Below are 18,449 nucleotides of genomic sequence, written 5' to 3'. Positions count from 1 at the left end.
CTGTTGTTAAGAAGGGCCCCCTGCTATACGCGAGGCGTTAACAGAGGGCCCTTCCTTGCGCCTCAGACGGTTTCGCCGGTGATCAGGTAGACGACGTGCTCAGCGCTGTTGACCGCGTGGTCGGCGAACCGTTCGTAGAAGCGGCCGAGCAGGGTGGCGTCGATGGCGGTCTCCACCCCGTACGGCCAGTCCGCGCCGAGCAGCACCCCGAACAGGCCCTTGTGCAGCTCGTCCATCGCGTCGTCGTCGCGGTCCAGCTCGGCGGCGAGGTCGGCGTCCGGGCGGGCCAGCACCGCCGCGATCTTCTCCGCCATCCGGTCGGCGATACCCGCCATGTCGGTGAAGACCGGCCGCAGCTCCGCGGGCACGGCGGGCGAGGGGTGCCGGCGCAACGCGGTCTTGGCGACGTGGTCCGCGAGATCACCCATCCGCTCCAGATCCGCTGCCACGTGCAGCGCGGTGATCATGGCTCGCAGGTCGGAGGCGACCGGCGCCTGGCGGGCCAGCACGTCACACACCCGCTCCTCGACCTGCCGGTAGAGCGCGTCGATCCGGGCGTCCTGCTCGATGACGGTCTCGGCGGCCTGTCGGTCGGCGGTGAGCAGGGCCCGGGTGGCCTGTCGTAGTGCCGCCCGTACGCCTTCGGCCATCTCCACCAGCAGCTGGCTGACGGCCTGCAGTTCGGCCCGGAACTCGTCGCGCATACTCACGTCCTGTCGATCGTCGGTGCGCCCGCGCCGTTCGGTTGCATCAGCGCAGGTCGCCGCCAAAGTAGGGCGGGCGGGAGGCGCGGAGGTGAACGCCGGTGAACTAAGCCGGACGCGAAAGTGAACTTTCCCGGAAGTGAGCGTGCTTCGTCCTATTTTCGCCCGGTAGTCGAGCGAGGATTGACCCTACGATCACCGAGTGACATGGGCGGTGGCGGTGAGCGTGGCCGGGGCTCTGGCGGCCGGAGTGGTCGTCGGGTTGTGGCTGGCCCGGCTCGTTCCCGACGCACGTCGTACGGGCAGTTCCCGCCGGAGCGGGTCAAGCCGGCTCCGGTTCGGCAAGGGGAGGCACACGATCGTCGAGGATGTGCAGGTCGGGCTCGGCCGACGAGCGATCGACTCGCTGCGCGTGGGGGTCGTGGTGCTCGACGCCGAGGACGTGCCGGTGCTCGTCAACCCCGCAGCGCGGGCCCTGGGTCTGCTGCGTACCGGCGCTCGGCCGGGTTCGGTCATCGCCCATCCGTTGGTCCGTACCCTGGCCGGGCAGGTCCGGCGCACCGGCGTGCGTCGCGAGATCGAGCTCGACCTGCCCCGGGGCCGCGACAACGGCGGGGAGAACCCGCTGGGCGTGCACCTGCGGGCGATGGGGCTGGGCAACGACCACGTGGCGGTGGAGGCGGTCGACGTGACCGAGTCCCACCGTCTCGCCCGGGTCCGCCGCGACTTCGTCGCCAACGTCAGTCACGAGTTGAAGACGCCGATCGGTGCGCTGCAACTGCTCGCCGAGGCGCTGCTCGACGCCACCGAGCCGGCCGGGGCGGGGCCGCCGGACCGTTCCGAGGACCTGGTCGCCGCCCGACGGTTCGCCGAGCGGATCCAGCACGAGTCGACCCGGCTGGGACGGCTGGTGCAGGAGTTGCTGGAGCTGACCCGGTTGCAGGGCGCCGAACCACAGCCCGCCCCGGAGCCGGTCGCGGTGGACTGGGTGATCTCCGAGGTGATCGACCGCACCCGGACCGCGGCGACGGCCCGACGGGTCACCGTGACGGTGGACGCGAAGCGCGGGCTGACCGTGTACGGCAGCGACAGTCAGTTGGCCACGGCAGTGGCGAATCTGGTGGAGAACGCCGTCAACTACTCGAGCGAGGACACCACGGTCCTGGTCACCGCGCGGGCCACGCCGGAGCATGTCGAGATCGCCGTCACCGACCAGGGCATCGGCATCGCCCCCACCGACGTGGACCGGATCTTCGAGCGGTTCTACCGCGCCGACCAGGCGCGTTCCCGCGCGACCGGCGGCACCGGGCTCGGGTTGGCGATCGTCAAGCACATCGCCAGCAACCATGGCGGACGGGTCGAGGTGACGAGCACTCTTGGTGGTGGGTCGACGTTCACCCTCCGGCTGCCGGCCCGTCCTCCGGACGACCTGCTGTCGACACTGCCGTCGGTTGGTATCGAGCCTGGTCCGGCCGAGGCCCGGCAGAGCTGAGTGGAAAGGAAAGGCCGTTGAGCCGCGTACTGGTGGTCGAGGACGAGGAGTCGTTCTCCGACGCCCTGTCGTACATGCTTCGCAAAGAGGGCTTCGAGGTCTCCGTGGCCGCCACGGGCACCTCGGCGCTCACCGAGTTCGACCGGGCGGGCGCCGACATCGTGCTGCTCGACCTGATGCTGCCCGAGATGTCCGGCACCGAGGTCTGCCGCCAGCTGCGCCAGCGCTCGCACGTGCCGATCATCATGGTCACCGCCCGGGACAGCGAGATCGACAAGGTGGTCGGCCTGGAGATCGGTGCCGACGACTACGTCACCAAGCCGTACTCACCCCGTGAGCTGGTCGCTCGGATCCGGGCGGTGCTGCGCCGGCAGAGTCCCGAGACCGTCGAGTCGGGCACGGCGGCGTTGGCTGCCGGGCCGGTCCGGATGGACATCGAGCGGCACGTGGTGACCGTCGACGGGAGCACGGTGCAGCTGCCGCTCAAGGAGTTCGAGCTGCTGGAGCTGCTGCTGCGCAACGCCGGTCGGGTGCTCACCCGGGGGCAGTTGATCGACCGCGTCTGGGGCGCCGACTACGTGGGCGACACCAAGACCCTGGACGTGCACGTCAAGCGTCTGCGCTCCAAGATCGAACCGGAGCCGTCCTCGCCGCGGCACATCGTCACCGTGCGTGGTCTCGGCTACAAGTTCGAGCCCTGATCCCAGCGGCCCGGCCGGTCAGGCCGGGTCGGCGGGGTGCGGGGCGACCATGCCCTGCCGCAGCCGCGTCGCGCACAACTCGGCCAGCTTCGCGTACGCGGGCGCGCCGATCAGCGCGGTCAATTCCGGGCCGTACGACAGGTACATCGGCTCGGTCCCGACGTGCGCGTCCGTCGACGAGGTGCACCACCAGTCGAGGTCGTGGCCGCCGGCACCCCAGCCCCGGCGGTCGAACTCGGCCAGCGTGGAGACCAGCACCTTGGTGTTGTCCGGCCGCTTGACCCAGTCCTGGTCCCGGCGGATGGGCAACTGCCAGCACACGTCCGGCTTGTACTCCAGCGGATGCACCCCGTCGCGCAGCGCCTGGGCGTGCAGCGCACAGCCACCACCACCGGGGAAGTCCGCGTCGTTGAGGAAGACGCAGGGCCCTTCCGCGTCCTGGGTGGCGGTCCGCCGGGCCGGGTTCTTGCCGTCCACGGTGTCGTTCTCGGTCCAGTTCTTGAACCCCCGGCGGAAGTGCTGCCAGGTCGCCGGGGTGAGCCGCTTCACCGCCGCGCGGACCCGCTTCTCGTCGTCGGAGTCGGTGAAGAACGCGCCGTGCGAGCAGCAGCCGTCGGCGGCCCGCCCGGCGATGATGCCGTGGCAGCCCTGACCGAAGATGCACGTCCACCGGGAGAGCAACCAGGTGAGGTCGGCGCGCACCACGTGCCGCTCGTCCGCCGGATCGACGAATTCGATCCACTCGCGGGGAAAGTCCAGCGGCACCTCACGGCTGCGCGGGTCCGCCGGGTCGTCCACCAGCACGTGAAGCTCGATCTGCCCTGTCACCCGGCCCAGCGTACGCGTGGTGCGCCCGGCAGGCCGGGCAGTGACGCGAACGGGTTGCCCTAGGGTTCTCCCATGCGACTGGGTGTCCTCGACGTCGGTTCCAACACGGTGCACCTGCTGGTGGTCGACGCCCATCGCGGCGCACATCCGTGGCCGGCGCACTCCGAGAAGGCGGTGTTGCGGCTCGCCGAGCAACTCGGGCCGGACGGTGAGCTGCCCGAGGCAAGCGCGGACGCCCTGGTCGAGGCGGTCGGCGCGGCCCGCACCTCGGCCACCGCGCTCGAGGTCGACGAACTGCTCGCCTTCGCCACCTCCGCGGTACGCGACGCGACGAACAGCGCCGAGGTGCTCGCCCGGGTCCAGCAGACCACCGGCGTACGCCTGGAGGTGCTCTCGGGGGTCGACGAGGCGCGGATGACCTTCCTCGCGGTCCGACGGTGGTTCGGCTGGTCGGCGGGGCGGCTGCTGGTGCTGGACATCGGCGGCGGCTCGTTGGAGATCGCGGCCGGTGTCGACGAGGATCCGGACGTGGCGGTCTCCCTGCCGCTCGGCGCGGGGCGGTTGACCCGGGACCGGCTCGTCGTCGATCCGCAGAGCGCGGCCCCGCCCGGCCCGCAGGTGGTGGAGGAGCTTCGGGAGTACGTCGACAGCCTCCTCGACCCGGTGGTCGAGCAGATGGCCGAGGTGAGCTGGGAACGCGCGGTGGCGACCTCCAAGACGTTCCGTACCCTCGCCCGGTTGGCCGGGGCCGCGCCCAGCGGCGCCGGGATCTGGGCCCGTCGCCGGCTCACCCGGGGCGGGCTGCGCCAGGTGTTGGGGTTCATCCGGCACATCGCCCCCGCGCAGCTGGCCGAGCTGGAGGGGGTCAGTGCCGCGCGGGCGCACCAACTGCTGGCCGGTGCGGTGGTCGCCGAGTCGGTGATGCGGCGGCTCGGCGTCGACTCGTTGGACATCTGCCCGTGGGCGCTGCGGGAGGGCGTGATCCTCGACCGGCTGGATCGGTTGGCTCCGGAGTGACATCGGATGCCAGTTTTGCCCGCTTTGTGGAGTTCTCGTCACATTGGTTCAATCGACGGCGGCTACCCTCGGTGGTGTGACTTCCCGCGTTCCGGTGCTCCTGTCCACGTCCTCGGTCTTCCCTGAGCGGACTGCGGCGGCGTTCCAGCTGGCCGCCGAACTCGGCTACGACGGGATCGAGGTGATGGTCTGGACCGACGCCGTCAGCCAGGACGCCGGTGCGCTGCGCGGGCTGGCCGAGCACTACGGCGTGCCAGTGCTCTCCGTGCACGCCCCCTGCCTGCTGGTCACGCAGCGGGTCTGGAGCCCGGACCCGTGGGAGCGGCTGCGTCGTTCGGCCGTCCTCGCCGAGACCCTGCAGGCGCCGACGGTGGTGGTGCACCCGCCGTTCACCTGGCAGCGGGACTACGCGCGTACCTTCGCCGACGGGCTGGACAAGGTGACAGGCGAGTTCGGCGGACTGCACATCGCGGTGGAGAACATGTACCCGGTCCGGATGGCCGGCCGGCAGTTCGTGCCGTACGCGCCCGGATGGGATCCGACGGAGGTCGGTTACCCCTCGTACACCCTCGACCTGTCACACTGCGCCGCCTCGCACACCGACGCGCTGGCGATGGCCGACCGGATGGGTGCCGGCCTGGCGCACGTGCATCTCGGCGACGGCACCGGCGAGGGCCGCGACGAGCATCTGGTGCCCGGTCGGGGCGGCCAGCCCTGCGCCGAGCTGCTGCGTTCGCTTGCCGGTCGGGGCTTCACCGGCTCGGTCGCGGTGGAGGTGACCACCCGGGGCGCGAAGAGCCGGCAGGTCCGCGAGGCGGACCTGCGCCAGTCCCTCGCCTTCGCCCGCGAGCACCTCAGCGCCGCGTCGCCGGTCGACGCCTGAGGGCAGGTCAGGAGACGGGCGTCAGCGGGTCGGTCTGCGTCGGCACGGCGGCCCGCTTGCGGGCCCGGTGCGCGGCCACGTGGGAGCGGGTGGCGCACCGCTCCGAGCAGAAACGGCGGCAGCAGTTCGAGGACGTGTCCAGGTAGACGTTGCCGCAGCGGTCGTCCGCGCAGACGCCGAAGCGGGCGCTGCCGTACTCGCAGAGCCAGACCGACAACCCCCACACCGCTCCGGCGAGAAATTCCGAACTCACCGAGGCGCCCCGGCTGGTCACGTGCATGTGCCAGTCGCTGGAGTCGTGGCCCGAGATGCGTGGCTGCACCGGGAACGCCTCCAGCAGCGAGTTCAACTCGGCCACCGCCTCGGCATCGCGCCCGGACGTGCCGTACTCGAAGACGTCGCGCAACCGCTTCTGCGCCCGCCGGAACACTGCCAGGTCGCGTTCCACGACCTCGTCGCGCATCCAGGCGTTGTCGTCAGGGAAGATGGACCGCAGGTCGTCGAGGCCGTCCAGACGGGCGTTGACAAGGTCAACTCCGGTCCGGGCGTACGCGTCGAAGTTCACCCCTCCAACGGTAGACGACTCACCCGCCTCGCGGCGCGTCGATGTAGTGCGGCAGGAACCGCGCATAGCCGTCGGTGATCAGGCTCGCGCTCTCCCGCAGCCCGGTGCCGGCCGACTCGCCGTCGACGATCCAGCTGCCCAGCACCAGCCGGCTGCCGGCGAACTCGGGCAGCGCCCGGAACTGCTGGTAGCAGAAGCCCTCCTCACCGTAGTCGCCCGGATTGTTGATCTCACCGGTCGCGGTGACGATCCGTACCGACGCGCCTTCCCGGCCGAGCAGCGGCTTGGCGACGTACTCCGACATGCCGCGCGGCGAGTCGAGGTACGCCGGCAGCAGCAGTTCGTGGTCGGGGTACAGCTCCCAGAGCACCGCCAGCAACGCCTTGTTGGACAGCAGCAGCTTCCACGCCGGCTCGATCCAGGTGGTCGGCGTGCCCGGCTGAAGGGCCAGCGGCCCGTACGGCTCGGCGAGCATCCACTCCCAGGGATACAGCTTGAAACAGGTGGTGATCGGCTGGTCGGCGCGGTCGACGAAGCGGCGGCCGTCCCAACCGACCTCCTGGATCGGCAGCAGTTCGACGTCCAGCCCGGCCTGGCGGGCGGTCTCGGCCAGATAGCCGGCGGTCATGTGGTCCTCGCCGGTCTCCTCCTCGTTCGACCAGACCACGTGCACCCGCCGGTCGTGCAGGCCGGCGCCGATCTTCGCCCAGGCCCCGACGAGTCGCTCGTGCAGGCTGTTCCACTGGTCCAGCTCCGGCCGGGTGTGCTCCAGCCAGTACCACTGGATGATGCTCGCCTCGACAAGCGCGGTCGGGGTGTCGGCGTTGTACTCCAGCATCTTCGGCGGCCAACTGCCGTCGTACCAGAGATCGAACCGGCCGTAGAGCGTGGGCGGGGACTCACGCAGCGACCGGGCCACCGCCTCGGCCGCCCACCGGGGGATGCCGAACTCGGCGTACCGGTTGCGGGCCACCACGTGCTCGGCGGCGGCCACCGACATCCGGTGCAGCTCCTCGGTGGCCTCCTCCAGCCGCAGCACCTCCGCCAGGTCGAAGGCGTAGGCGGCGGTCTCGTCCCAGTACGACATCACCCCGCCGTCGGGCAGTTCGGTGTCCACGTACACCAGGCCCTGGGCGCGGATGGTGGCGTCCCAGTCGGGGCGCGGGTCGACCCGCTCGCGGCGCATCTCAGCCCCCGCAGGAGGCCTGGTGGGAGCCGAACCCACCGCGGTCGGGCACGGCCGTGGCCACCGGCTCCGTGATCGGGCTGCCGACGCCCATCTCGGGTACGGGTGCCGGAGTCCGCAGCGTCATCGCCACGGTGTCACCACCCCCGCCCGGACCCATCGCGCAGTCGTCATCGTCGTCGTCGGAGACCAGGTTGCAACCGGAGAGAGCGAGCGCCAAGGCGGTGAGCGCGCCAAGTTGCACGGAGGTCGAGCGGAGGCGGCGTCGGGGGTGTGATTTCACGCCATCGTTGTAACCGATGAACGCCAGGCTCGTCGCCCCGGGCTCGGTGGTAAGGAAGGGCCCCTTGTTAACGCCTGCGGTATAGGAAGGGTCCCCTTCTCACACTCAAGTGTTAAAAGGGGGCCCTTCCTTACAACGCGGGCGGGGTGGGCCGGGGCCGCAATTGCGCGGTGGGGTGGGCGTTACGCTCGGCTCATGCTCCGTTCCGTCATCCTCGCCGCCTCCCGGTCATCCCGGGTCGAGCGGCTCGTCGCGACGGCCCCGTTCTCCCGGGACGTCGTACGCCGGTTCGTCGCCGGCGCGCAGACCGACGACGCGTTGCGCGCAACCCGCGAACTCGTCGACGGCGGCCTCGCGGTCACGCTCGACCACCTCGGCGAAGACACGGTCAGCCCCGAACAGGCCACCGCCGTACGCGACGAGTACCTCACCCTGCTGGGGCGGCTCGCCGAGGCGGGACTGACCCCTGCCGCCGAGGTGAGCGTCAAGCTCTCCGCGCTCGGTCAAGCCTTCGACGAGCAGCTGGCCTACGACAACGCCCGGGCGATCTGCGCTGCCGCCGAGGCCGCGCAGACCACTGTCACCCTGGACATGGAAGACCACACCACCACCGACTCGACCCTGGACATCCTGGCCAAGCTGCGCAAGGACTACCCGTCGACCGGAGCGGTGCTCCAGGCGTACCTGCGGCGTACCGAGTCGGACTGCCGTGATCTGGCCACGGCCGGGTCGCGGGTGCGGTTGTGCAAGGGGGCGTACAAGGAGCCCGAGTCGGTGGCCTACCAGTCGCCTCGTGAGGTGGACAAGTCGTACGTCCGGTGCCTGAACATCCTGATGTCGGGTGACGGCTTTCCCATGCTGGCCACCCACGACCCGCGGCTGATCGCCATCGCCGAGGACCGGGCCCGCTGGTTCGACCGTGCGCCGGACCGGTTCGAGTTCCAGATGCTCTACGGCATCCGGCCCGAGGAGCAGGACCGGCTGGTCGGTGACGGCTACACGGTGCGCACCTATGTGCCGTACGGCGACGACTGGTACGGCTACCTGATGCGCCGGCTCGCCGAGCGCCCCGCCAACCTCGCCTTCTTCGCTCGCGCCCTGACCTCGCGCAAGTAGTCGCCGCCCGGGCGTCGGGACTCCCCGCAGGACCTCGCTGTGGGTTCGCCTTGACGCGACTGGCTAATGGCATTAGCTTTATGGCTATGGCAGCTAGCTTTGTGGGGCGCGACGGCGGACGGATCGCGTACGAGGTCCACGGTCAGGGGCCCTTGGTGGTTCTCTCGCACGGCATGGGGGAGAACCGCCACTCCTACCGGCACCTGATTCCGCTGCTGGTGGCAGCCGGCTACCAGGTGGCTTCGGTCGACGTGCGGGGCCACGGCGACTCCACCACCGGCTGGGCGACGTACGCCCCGGCCGAGGTGGGGCGCGATCTGCTGGCGGTGGTCCGTGACCTGGGTGGCCGCCCGGCCACCCTGGTCGGCAACTCCTCCAGCGCCGCGGCCGTGGTCTTCGCCGCCGCCGAGGCACCCGACCTGGTCAGCGGGATCGTGCTGGAAGGCGCGTTCGTCGAGCAGCCGAAGCTCAACCCCGTCATGCGGCTCGGCGTGTGGGCGGTGGTCCGCAGTCCCCGACTGTTCGGCATGTTCCACCGCACCCTGTTCCCGGTCCACCGGCCGTCGGACGACGCCGCGTACCGCAAGAGCCTGGTGACCGCGCTGCGCCGACCGGGCCGGATGCTGCCGGTACGCGAGGTGGCCGCCCCGGTCGACCCGCACTGGACCACCGTCGCCCCGCAGGTGCGTCAGCCGGTGCTGGTGCTGATGGGCACGAAGGACCCGGACTTTCCTGACCCCGGCGCCGAGGCCCGGGCCGCCCGGCGACTCTTCCCGCTCGCCGAGGCGCGGATGGTCACCGACGCCGGGCACTACCCGCACGCCGACCGTCCCGAGGCGACGGCCGCCGCGCTCACCGACTTCCTGGCGGTGACCGATCGTGCCTAGGGCCGGGCTCAACCCGCAGGTCGTGGTGCGCGAGGCGGCCGTGCTGGCCGACGAGGTCGGCTACCAGAAGCTCACCCTCGCCGCGCTGGCCAACCGACTCGGCGTCGCGTTGCCGAGCCTCTACAAGCACATCAAGGGCGCCGACGCGTTGGCCCAGAAGCTCTCCGCGCTGACCACCGCCGAACTCGCCGAGGAGATGACCACGGCCGCCGCCGGTCGCAGCCGCGAGGACGCGCTGCGGGCCGTCGCCACCGCCTACCGGTCGTACGCGCGCCGGCATCCCGGCCGCTACCCGGCTGCCCAGCGGGTGCCGGATCCGACCGACCCGGCGCACGTGGCCGCCAGCGAGCGCGCGGTCGGCGTCGTCTTCGCCATCCTGCGCGGCTACGGCATCGAGGGCGACAGCGCGGTCGACGGGGCCCGCATGTTCCGGGCCGCCGTGCACGGCTTCGTCGCCCTGGAAGCGGCCGGCGACTTCGGCCTGCCCCGCGAGGTCGACCGCTCCTTCGAACAGATGATCACGGCCCTCGGCGTGGCCTTCGCCGCCTGGCCGGGTCGTGGCGACGTCGACTGATCTGCCGTCACTCGGCATGGCGGGTCATCGACGGTTCGCGGCGGGCTCGTAGCATGAGCCGGTGCGCCGCCTCGACCCGCCGCGGCTGCCCGCAGCCACGCGGCCCCGCCTGTTCACCGCCCTGCTCGCCGTCGCCGTCCTGACCCTCACGAGCGCCGCCTCCTGCGGCAGCGACGAGCCACCGATCGCCCTCGCTTCGGCCGTGCTGGCACCGGTGACGGAGGAGATCGACGCCCCGGCCACGGTCGTCGCCCGGGCGGCGGCCACGCTCACCGCCCCCGCCGACGGGACGCTGCGCAGCCTCCGCGTCGAGCCGGGGCAGCGGGTCAAGCGCGGCCAGGTGCTCGCCGTGGTCGACTCGCCGTCGGCACGGGAGCGGCTGCGGCAGGCCCGTGCGGCGCTCGACGCCGCCAAGCGGGCCGGCGGTGGCGGTGGCGGCAACCTCACCGGTTCGCTGCGGGGCACCGACCGGGCCGCCGCGCAGGCGCACGCCGCCGCGCGCGCCGCCGCCGGGAAGATCAGCGATCCGAAGCTGCGCAAGGCACTGCTCGCCCAGGTCGAGGCCGCGCAGCGACAGTACGACGCCGCCGCCCGCGCCGCCGACCGCGCGGTACGCGAGGTGCAGCGCGGCGTACGCAGCCTGAACTCCGCCGTCGGCGCGCTGGCCACCGCCCAACGCCTCCAGGCACAGCAGGCGTACGACCTGGCCAAGGCGACGGTCGACGCGTTGACCCTGCGGGCACCGATCGCCGGCGTCGTGCAGCCGGGCGGCGTCAGCAGCGGCACCGGCTCGACGGGTGCGCTGGCCGGGTTGCTCGACGCCGCCGGTGGTGGCCTGCCACCCGGGATCGACCCGGGCGCGCTCGGCGCCCCGGCAGCCGGCCCGCCCGCCGGGGTGGACACGGCGATTCCGGTGGGTGGTCGGGTCACCGCCGGCACCCCCGTGCTGACCGTGGTCGACACCCGTGAGCTGGGCCTGCTGGCCGAGGTGGACGAGACCGACGTGCTGCTGGTCCAGGTCGGACTCACCGGCACCGTCGAGTTGGACGCGGTCACCGGCGCGACCTACCCGGCGACGGTCCGCTCGATCGACGTGCTGCCCAGCACCTCGGCCCGAGGCGGGGTCAGTTACCGGGTCCGGCTCTCGCTCGGCGCAGGCCGGTACGGCGAGGCGGAACCGGCACCGGCGCCGCGACCCGGGATGAACGCGGTGCTGCGGCTGCGGGTCCGCGAGGCGAGCGACGCGGTGACCGTACCCGCCTCCGCGATCTTCTCCGCCGACGGCCGGGACACCGTCTGGGTGGTACGCGACGGTCGGGTGGGGCGGGCCTCGGTCACCATCGGGGTGCAGGGCCAGGATCTGGTGCAGATCGTCGACGGGGTGCAGCCCGGTGACCGGATCGTGGTCCGCGGCACCGACCAGGTGCGCGACGGCCAGGAGGTCGGGTGAGCGTAGGCGCCGGCCGGGACCGGGACGGCTCGGCGCCCACCCCGGCGATCGAGGCGGTCGACGTGTCGCGGACGTACCAGCTCGACGGGGTCTCCGTACCGGCGCTGCGGCGAGTGTCGTTGACCGTCGCGGCCGGTGACTACGTGGCCCTGATCGGGCCGTCCGGCTCCGGCAAGTCCACCCTCATGCACCTGCTCGGCGGTCTCGACCGGCCGACCGGTGGCCGGTTGGTGATCGGTGGACGGGAGGTGGGCGCGCTCTCCGCGCCCGAGCTGGCCCGACTGCGCAACGAGACCATCGGCTTCGTCTTCCAGGCGTTCCACCTGCTGCCACGGACCACGGCGGTGGACAACGTGGCGCTGCCGCTGGTCTACCGGGGAGTGGGCGCCCGCCAACGGCGGGAACGGGCCGCCGCGATGCTCGGCCGGGTCGGCCTGGGGCACCGCCTGGACCACCGACCCAACCAGCTCTCCGGCGGCGAGCAGCAGCGGGTGGCGATCGCCCGCGCCCTGGTCACCGACCCGACCGTGCTGCTCGCCGACGAGCCGACCGGCAACCTGGACAGCACCACCGGCGCGGCCGTGCTGGAACTGCTGGAGCGGCTCAACGCCGAGTCGGGGGTGGCGCTGGTGATGGTCACCCACGACGCGGAGGTGGCCGCCCGGGCCCGCCGCCGGATCACCATGCGCGACGGCATCGTCGTCGCGGACAGCGCCCAGGACCCGGCCGGTGTGGGTGGGGGCGGGTCGTGAGGCTGGCCGAGGCGTGGCGGGTGGCGGCGGACGCGCTGCGGGCCAACCGGATGCGCAGCCTGCTGACCATGCTCGGGGTGATCATCGGGGTCGCCTCCGTGGTGCTGCTGGTGGCGATCGGCACCGGCACCAAACAGACGGTCGAACAGCAGGTCGAAGGGCTGGGCTCCAACCTGCTGCTGGTCGTGCCGGGTCGGCTGGACGTGGGCTCGGCCCCGGCGGTCTCCCCGCTGACCCTGCAGGACGTGGACGCCGTCGGCCGGGTGGTCGGTGACCCCGCCCGGGTCGCCGTGACGGTCGCCTCGGGTGCGACAGTCCGGGCCGGCAACCGGCAGGACTTCACCACGGTGCAGGGGGTGCTGGAGACCACCCCGACGGTCTTCGCCCGTGACCTGGGCCGGGGCCGCTACCTGACCCGCTCCGACGTGGACACCGGCCGCCGGGTCGCCGTACTGGGCGACTCGGTCGCCCGGGTCCTCTTCCCCGACCGGGAGGCCGTCGGACAGCAGGTGAACGTCGCCGGGGTGCGGTTCCGGGTGATCGGTGTGTTCACCCCGCTCGGGCAGAGCCTCGGCGTCGACCGGGACGACGAGGTGCACATCCCGGTGACCGCGGCCCAGCGGCTGTACGGCACCCAGCGGGTGGACGCGATCGCGGTGCGGGCACCGGATCGGGACCGGATCGACGAACTCGGCCAGCGGATCGTCACCGAGCTGAACGGTCGCCACCCGGGCACCGAGTTCAGCGCCGTCACCCAGGAGCAGATCCTCGGCGTACTGGGCGACATCCTCGGCATCCTGACCGGGGTCCTGGCCGCCATCGCCGGCATCTCGCTGCTGGTCGGCGGGGTGGGCGTCTCCAACATCATGCTCGTCTCGGTGCGCGAACGGACCAGGGAGATCGGGCTGCGCAAGGCGGTCGGGGCCCGTCCCCGGGACATCGGCGTGCAGTTCCTGCTGGAGGCGGTGCTGCTCACCTCGATCGGCGGGCTGACCGGGATGGCCCTCGGGGTGGGCGGCGCGCTGCTGGTGGCCGCGGTCTCACCCATCCCGGCGGCGGTGACCTGGTGGTCGTTGGCGCTGGCGTTCGGCGTCTCGGCAGCGGTGGGGATCATCTTCGGGGTGGTACCCGCCCAGCGGGCCGGTCGGCTCGACCCGGTGGTCGCGCTGCGGGCCGAGTGAAACCGCTGGCACCGATGGCCGAAGATGATCATTGCGGGCGATTCGGCTGCAGGCCACCCGACCAGGGGTTTTTCGTCGGCGACCCGGTTCCGGATCGTGATCAGTTGCAGGAAGGGATCGCGCCGGTCACAGCCGTCCCGCTACCGTACTGGTAACACGCGCGTCGCCGGCCGCGCGGGAGAACCCGTGGGGCGGCACGCGCAGGGCATGGGATGGGTCGGGTGAGCCATGGCCGGGTCACCGTCCGACGGTCGGCTGTCGGATGTCAAGTTCCTGACCGTCGCCGAGGTGGCGACCGTCATGCGGGTGTCGAAGATGACGGTTTACCGCCTCGTGCACAGCGGTGAGCTGGCCGCTGTGCGGGTCGGCAGGTCGTTCCGGGTGCCGGAGCACGCGGTGCACGAGTACCTCCGTGGGGCCTTCCAGGAGACTGCCTGATCCGTGCATCAGGCTGACCGGAGAGGCCCGCCTGACGGGCATCGACCGGGGGCGCGTTGGCCCGGTTGACGCGGTCCCGCTACGCTGGAGCGCGATCGTGACCGCTGGTGCGCCCTGCCGCCCACCCCGCCGGTCCGGTCCGTTGTCCGTAAGCGGTCGCCGACGTCACCGGTTGTGGCGTCTTGCCGGTCGCGCCGCATGTTGCATCGAAAGGCTTTCGTATGGGCTCGGTGGTCAAGAAGCGCCGCAAGCGCATGGCTAAGAAGAAGCACCGCAAGCTGCTGCGCAAGACCCGCGTCCAGCGTCGCCGTCTCGGCAAGTGATTGATGCCGGGCGCTGACCCGGCATTCGTCGCTTGCCCAACTGTCGACCCTCGGAGGCCCAGGTGATCAGGCCGTGGCTGTCCCGGCTCGGTCCCGACCGCCGGGGTGGGTGCGAGACATGACCCCCGGTGACTCGTCGAGTCTCCCGGGGGTTGTCGTCGTGACCGGGGTCAGCCGATACCTCGGTGCCCACGTCGCCGCCCGGCTGGTCACCGATCCCCGCATCGAGCGGGTCATCGGCATCGACCTGCGCGACCCGAGCCCGGAGGTCGCCGGCCTGCTGGACCAGGTCGAACGCATCCGGGTCGACGCCGGCTCGGTCGGCGGGCTCCTCGCCGACCTCGACGTCGACACGGTGGTGCACCTGGCCCTGGCCAGCGCCCCGGATCAGCAGCAGGGTGGCCGGGCGGCGATGAAGGAACAGAACGTCATCGGCACCATGCAGTTGCTCGCCGCCTGCCAGCGGGCACCTCGGCTACGCAAGCTCGTGGTCCGGTCCTCGACCGCGGCGTACGGGGCCTCGTTCCGGGATCCGGCCGTCTTCACCGAGGAGACCGAGCCGCGCGAGGTGCCGCGCGGCGGCTTCGGCCGGGACATCCTCGACATCGAGGGGTACGTCCGGGGCTTCCGACGGCGGCGACCCGACGTCACGGCCACGGTGCTGCGGTTCGCCCCGTTCATCGGGTCCACGGCCGACACGACGCTGACTCGCTACTTCTCGCTGCCGGTGGTGCCCACCATCCTCGGCCGGGACGCCCGGTTGCAGTTCCTGCACTTCGACGACGCGCTGGAGGTCGTACACCGCTCGGTCACCGAGGACCATCCGGGGACGTACAACGTCGCCGGGCCCGGGGTGCTCGCGCTGTCCCAGGCGATCCGTCGGGCCGGCCGGCTGGCCGTGCCGATGCTGGAGCCGGGGCTGTCGGGCGCCGCGGCGCTCGCCCGGACCATGGGACTCGGTCGCTACGGCCTCGACCAGGTCGACCTGCTCGTGCACGGCCGCGTCGTGGACACCACCCGCCTGGAGCGCGAGTACGGCTTCACGCCGCGCTCCACGGCCGCCGCCTTCGACGACTTCATCCGCGCCCACCACGGCCGGTCCGTGGTGACGCGCGAGCAACTGGCCGCCGCCGAGCAGCTCGTGCTCGACCAGATCCGCCGGGTGCGGGCGGCTGTGCGGGAGCAGCCGTGAGCGAGCCGGAGATGCGACGTGACGAGACGCGCCCCGACAACGGGCAGGTGGCGCGGGCGCAGCCCGACCCGGCTCGGCACAATGGGCGGCGACCAGCGGCAGCGGACCAGCCCGTTCTGCCCGCCGAGCCGCATCCGCCGGCCGTGCGGGACCGGCCCGGCGACGTCTGGGATCAGCGGATCGCCGGTGGGTTGGCGTTTCTTCGGCGTAGGCTGGCCGGCGACTACGAGGTGGACGAGTTCGGCTTCGACCCGGAGCTGACCGAGGCGGTGTTCCATCCGCTGCTGCGCCGGCTCTACCGGGACTGGTTCCGTACCGAGGTGACCGGGCTGGAGAACGTGCCCACCGAGGGTGCGGGACTGGTGGTCGGCAACCACTCCGGCACGGTGGCCCTGGACGCGCTGATCCTCTCCACCGCCCTGCACCACGAACACCCCGCCCGGCGTTACCTGCGGCTGCTCGGTGCCGACCTGGTCTTCCGGATGCCGGTGGTCTCCGAGATCGCCCGCAAGACCGGCGGCACCATGGCCTGCAATCCGGACGCCGAGCGGCTGTTGCGCGGCGGCGAACTGGTGGGTGTCTTCCCGGAGGGCTTCAAGGGCGTCGGCAAGTTGTACGCGGAGCGTTACAAGCTGCAACGCTTCGGGCGCGGTGGTTTCGTCTCGGCGGCGCTGCGCACCGGCACCCCGATCATCCCGGTCGCGATCGTCGGTGGCGAGGAGATCTACCCGATGCTCGCCGACATCAAGCCGCTCGCCCGGCTGCTCAAGCTGCCCTACTTCCCCGTGACGCCGACCTTCCCCTGGCTCGGGCCGCTGGGCATGGTGCCGCTGCCGAGCAAGTGGCTGATCGAGTTCTGCCCGCCGATCCCGACGGCACACCTGGTCGACTCCGCGGACGACCCGCTTGTCGTGTTCAACCTCGCCGACCAGGTCCGCGAGACCATCCAGCAGACGCTGCACGAACTCCTGGAACGGCGTCCGGACCCGTTCGGTCCCTAGGCTCACCGAAGCGCCGACACCGCCTCAGCGGGTGGCGCGCCGTTCTGCGGCGGCCCGGCTGTCGCGGCGGCGACGCTGCAACGCCATGCCGGCGGTGACCGCTCCCGCCACCAGCCCGGCGGCGGCCGTCGACGGTACGGCGATCTTGACGGCGCGACGGCCGGTACGGAAGTCGCGTACCTCCCAGCCGTGCTGGCGTGCCTGACGCAGCAGGGCGGCATCCGGATTCACCGCCACCGCCCGGCCCACCGCCGACAGCATCGGCAGGTCGTTCGCGGAGTCGCTGTAGGCGCTGCACCGACCCAGGTCCAACCCTTCCACCGCGGCGAGCGAGGTGATCGCCTCGGCCTTGGCCGGCCCGTGCATGAGGTCACCGACCAACCGACCGGTGTACGCCCCGTCGACGACCTCGGCGACGGTGCCGATCGCGCCGGTCAGCTTGAGTCGAGCGGCGATCACCCGGCCGATCTCCACCGGGGCGGCGCTGACCAGCCAGACCCGCTCACCGGCGTCGAGGTGTCCCTGCGCCAGCCGCCTCGTTCCCGCCCAGATCCGCGGCGCCATCAACTCGTCGAAGATCTCCTCCGCGAGGACTTCGATGTCGTCGACGCGCCAGCCCTCGATGAAGGCGAGGGCGGCCTCCTTGGCCTGCGACATGTCCCCGGTGTGCTCGCGGGCGAGCAGCCGGTAGCGCAGCTGTTGCCAGGCGAAGCGGGCCAGGTCGGTGGTGGTGAAGTAGTTGCGTGCGGCGAGGCCGCGAGCGAACCAGTAGATGGAGGCGCCCTGCATCATCGTGTTGTCCACGTCGAAGAAGGCGGCAGCCCGGGGATCCGGGGCGACCGGGGGAGCGGGCTCGGTCTGTGCCCAACCTGCGGTGTGCCCGTGCACATCGGTGCTGACGGTCACCTTCTGGCTGCGCGCCACCGGCGCTCCCCTCACATCGCCCGCATCTCTGCTGCCCCTCCGCGAGGGTAACCGCCGCCCGGCCCGCGAACCGGGCCGGCGGTCTGGTTACGCACCGTCAGGTGCAGGTGCCCGGCAGAGGGCCGAGGCTGTCGCTGGCGGAACCGACCGGCTGGCCGCAGGCGATCGTGGTCCGCAGGGCGTCGGCACGTTCGGTCACCGATGCCAGCAGCTTCAGCGACTGGGCGGTTCGCTCCCGGTCGGTGCGGGAGCCGCTGTCGCGCAGCGCGTCGAGGGTCCGGCGTTGCGGGACGAGGAAGGCGTCGACCGCATCGAGCGCCGCCGGGTCCGAACGCTGCACCGCCGCTGCGGTCAGCAGGCGTACGCCCTGACGGGTGTCGGCGTCCATGTCGTCGAGCACCGCGCCGTAGCCGGAGCGACTGCCGTGCAGCGCGGACGCTTCGGCCAGTCGGGTACGCGCGAAGTCGAGGAAGAGCTGCCCGCGGCTGATCTCGGAGCTGGCGAGCGCGAGCTGGGCCCGTTCGGTACCGCGCTTCATTCCGTACAGCGCGTCGCCGGGAACCGCGTTCTCGCTGGCGGCCGAGATGCCGGAGACGGCGATGGCACCCGCCGCGATGCCGACCAGGATGGCGCCCCGGGCACGGGCCCGGCGCGCGGTGACGGCCGGCAGCAGTGCACCCCGACCGGTGCCGACCTTCTCGGTCGAGGCGGGGGCGGCGATGCCCTCGCGCTCGGCGGTGGCCAGCAACATGGCCCGCAGGCCGGCCCGGAACTCCGGATCCACCTCGGGCTCGGGCGGGCTGGCCGTCAACTGCCGGCCGAGCCCGACCAGCGGCGTGAGCTGGTCGTCGACTCGGGAGCGGACGTGATGGCGTCGGCCACCGTTCGCTTCGTCGAGAAGCTGCGCGAAGCGCTCGGCGCGCCGACGGGAGAAGAGGGCGTTGTCCACCGC

The 18,449-nt window shown here is 72.0% G+C and carries 20 protein-coding genes and 1 pseudogene; 14 read left to right on the top strand and 7 right to left on the bottom strand.

From position 1 onward, the window contains the following. Positions 1-62: 62 nt before the first annotated feature. Positions 63-704, bottom strand: a complete 642-nt coding sequence (phoU, locus tag JMF97_RS20280; protein ID WP_203223222.1) for a phosphate signaling complex protein PhoU — start codon at positions 702-704, stop codon at positions 63-65. Positions 705-906: 202 nt separating this feature from the next. Between phoU and JMF97_RS20275 the strand changes: the two genes are divergently transcribed. Continuing rightward, entirely contained in the window at positions 907-2,196 is a 1,290-nt protein-coding gene (locus JMF97_RS20275) for an ATP-binding protein (protein WP_307817017.1), read from the top strand. Positions 2,197-2,213: 17 nt separating this feature from the next. Then, positions 2,214-2,897 carry a response regulator transcription factor gene (locus JMF97_RS20270; protein WP_203222977.1) on the top strand — a complete coding sequence of 228 codons (684 nt, stop codon included), beginning with the start codon at positions 2,214-2,216 and terminating at the stop codon, positions 2,895-2,897. A gap of 18 nt (positions 2,898-2,915) precedes the next feature. Here JMF97_RS20270 and JMF97_RS20265 read toward each other — a convergent pair whose 3' ends face one another. Next, the gene (locus JMF97_RS20265; protein WP_203222976.1) at positions 2,916-3,725 is read right to left on the bottom strand and encodes a DUF3109 family protein; all 810 of its coding nucleotides are present in this window, start codon (positions 3,723-3,725) and stop codon (positions 2,916-2,918) included. Positions 3,726-3,797: 72 nt separating this feature from the next. Between JMF97_RS20265 and JMF97_RS20260 the strand changes: the two genes are divergently transcribed. Beyond that, a complete protein-coding gene (locus JMF97_RS20260) occupies positions 3,798-4,742 on the top strand; it encodes a Ppx/GppA phosphatase family protein (protein ID WP_203222975.1) in 945 nt (314 codons plus the stop codon). A 76-nt stretch (positions 4,743-4,818) separates the two neighbouring features. Further along, positions 4,819-5,625 carry a sugar phosphate isomerase/epimerase family protein gene (locus JMF97_RS20255; protein ID WP_193386277.1) on the top strand — a complete coding sequence of 269 codons (807 nt, stop codon included), beginning with the start codon at positions 4,819-4,821 and terminating at the stop codon, positions 5,623-5,625. Positions 5,626-5,632: 7 nt separating this feature from the next. On the opposite strand, the gene JMF97_RS20250 is transcribed toward JMF97_RS20255, so the two are convergent. The 3 genes from JMF97_RS20250 to JMF97_RS20240 are packed head-to-tail and all read right to left on the bottom strand — an operon-like array spanning position 5,633 to position 7,659. After that, positions 5,633-6,190 carry a CGNR zinc finger domain-containing protein gene (locus tag JMF97_RS20250; protein ID WP_013736091.1) on the bottom strand — a complete coding sequence of 186 codons (558 nt, stop codon included), beginning with the start codon at positions 6,188-6,190 and terminating at the stop codon, positions 5,633-5,635. Between the two features lie 19 nt (positions 6,191-6,209). Further along, a complete protein-coding gene (locus JMF97_RS20245; RefSeq protein ID WP_013736090.1) occupies positions 6,210-7,376 on the bottom strand; it encodes a glutathionylspermidine synthase family protein in 1,167 nt (388 codons plus the stop codon). 1 nt (position 7,377) lies between these two features. Beyond that, positions 7,378-7,659: a hypothetical protein gene (locus JMF97_RS20240; protein WP_307817016.1), complete on the bottom strand. Its 282-nt coding sequence runs from the start codon at positions 7,657-7,659 to the stop codon at positions 7,378-7,380. 195 nt (positions 7,660-7,854) lie between these two features. Between JMF97_RS20240 and JMF97_RS20235 the strand changes: the two genes are divergently transcribed. From JMF97_RS20235 to JMF97_RS20190, 10 genes and pseudogenes are all read left to right on the top strand, one after another. Beyond that, positions 7,855-8,775 carry a proline dehydrogenase family protein gene (locus tag JMF97_RS20235; protein ID WP_013736088.1) on the top strand — a complete coding sequence of 307 codons (921 nt, stop codon included), beginning with the start codon at positions 7,855-7,857 and terminating at the stop codon, positions 8,773-8,775. 86 nt (positions 8,776-8,861) lie between these two features. Then, on the top strand, positions 8,862-9,662 hold the full coding sequence (locus JMF97_RS20230; protein WP_199743831.1) for an alpha/beta fold hydrolase: 801 nt from the start codon (positions 8,862-8,864) through the stop codon (positions 9,660-9,662). Next, positions 9,655-10,236, top strand: a complete 582-nt coding sequence (locus JMF97_RS20225) for a TetR/AcrR family transcriptional regulator (protein ID WP_043722012.1) — start codon at positions 9,655-9,657, stop codon at positions 10,234-10,236. The genes JMF97_RS20230 and JMF97_RS20225 overlap by 8 nt, the downstream gene beginning before the upstream one ends. A gap of 61 nt (positions 10,237-10,297) precedes the next feature. Next, positions 10,298-11,686: an efflux RND transporter periplasmic adaptor subunit gene (locus JMF97_RS20220; RefSeq protein WP_203222973.1), complete on the top strand. Its 1,389-nt coding sequence runs from the start codon at positions 10,298-10,300 to the stop codon at positions 11,684-11,686. After that, positions 11,683-12,408 (top strand): annotated as a pseudogene (locus JMF97_RS20215) (ABC transporter ATP-binding protein); the annotation flags it as partial. The gene JMF97_RS20220 and the pseudogene JMF97_RS20215, both read left to right, overlap by 4 nt. Before the next feature lie 26 nt (positions 12,409-12,434). Then, positions 12,435-13,619 (top strand): ABC transporter permease, encoded by a 1,185-nt coding sequence (locus JMF97_RS20210; protein ID WP_013736083.1) that lies wholly within the window; start codon positions 12,435-12,437, stop codon positions 13,617-13,619. A gap of 228 nt (positions 13,620-13,847) precedes the next feature. Continuing rightward, positions 13,848-14,057, top strand: coding sequence for a helix-turn-helix domain-containing protein (locus tag JMF97_RS20205; protein WP_013736082.1), 210 nt, complete (start codon positions 13,848-13,850; stop codon positions 14,055-14,057). Positions 14,058-14,278: 221 nt separating this feature from the next. Continuing rightward, entirely contained in the window at positions 14,279-14,380 is a 102-nt protein-coding gene (locus JMF97_RS20200) for a 30S ribosomal protein bS22 (RefSeq protein WP_007465623.1), read from the top strand. A gap of 118 nt (positions 14,381-14,498) precedes the next feature. Further along, positions 14,499-15,572 carry an NAD-dependent epimerase/dehydratase family protein gene (locus tag JMF97_RS20195; protein WP_203222971.1) on the top strand — a complete coding sequence of 358 codons (1,074 nt, stop codon included), beginning with the start codon at positions 14,499-14,501 and terminating at the stop codon, positions 15,570-15,572. Continuing rightward, entirely contained in the window at positions 15,569-16,573 is a 1,005-nt protein-coding gene (locus JMF97_RS20190; protein WP_307817014.1) for a lysophospholipid acyltransferase family protein, read from the top strand. The genes JMF97_RS20195 and JMF97_RS20190 overlap by 4 nt, the downstream gene beginning before the upstream one ends. 24 nt (positions 16,574-16,597) lie before the next feature. Here the strand turns inward: JMF97_RS20190 and JMF97_RS20185 are convergent, their stop codons facing one another. Beyond that, positions 16,598-17,497 (bottom strand): HAD family hydrolase, encoded by a 900-nt coding sequence (locus JMF97_RS20185; protein ID WP_203222970.1) that lies wholly within the window; start codon positions 17,495-17,497, stop codon positions 16,598-16,600. Between the two features lie 97 nt (positions 17,498-17,594). Further along, complete coding sequence (locus JMF97_RS20180) at positions 17,595-18,446, bottom strand: DUF5667 domain-containing protein (RefSeq protein WP_203222969.1); 852 nt, start codon at positions 18,444-18,446, stop codon at positions 17,595-17,597. Positions 18,447-18,449 lie beyond the last annotated feature (3 nt).

Origin of the sequence: Micromonospora fiedleri, assembly GCF_016774385.1 — a bacterium.
GTDB lineage: Bacteria > Actinomycetota > Actinomycetes > Mycobacteriales > Micromonosporaceae > Micromonospora > Micromonospora gifhornensis.
Note: the sequence above shows the minus strand (reverse complement) of the source record. Positions and strands in the feature narration are given on the sequence as shown.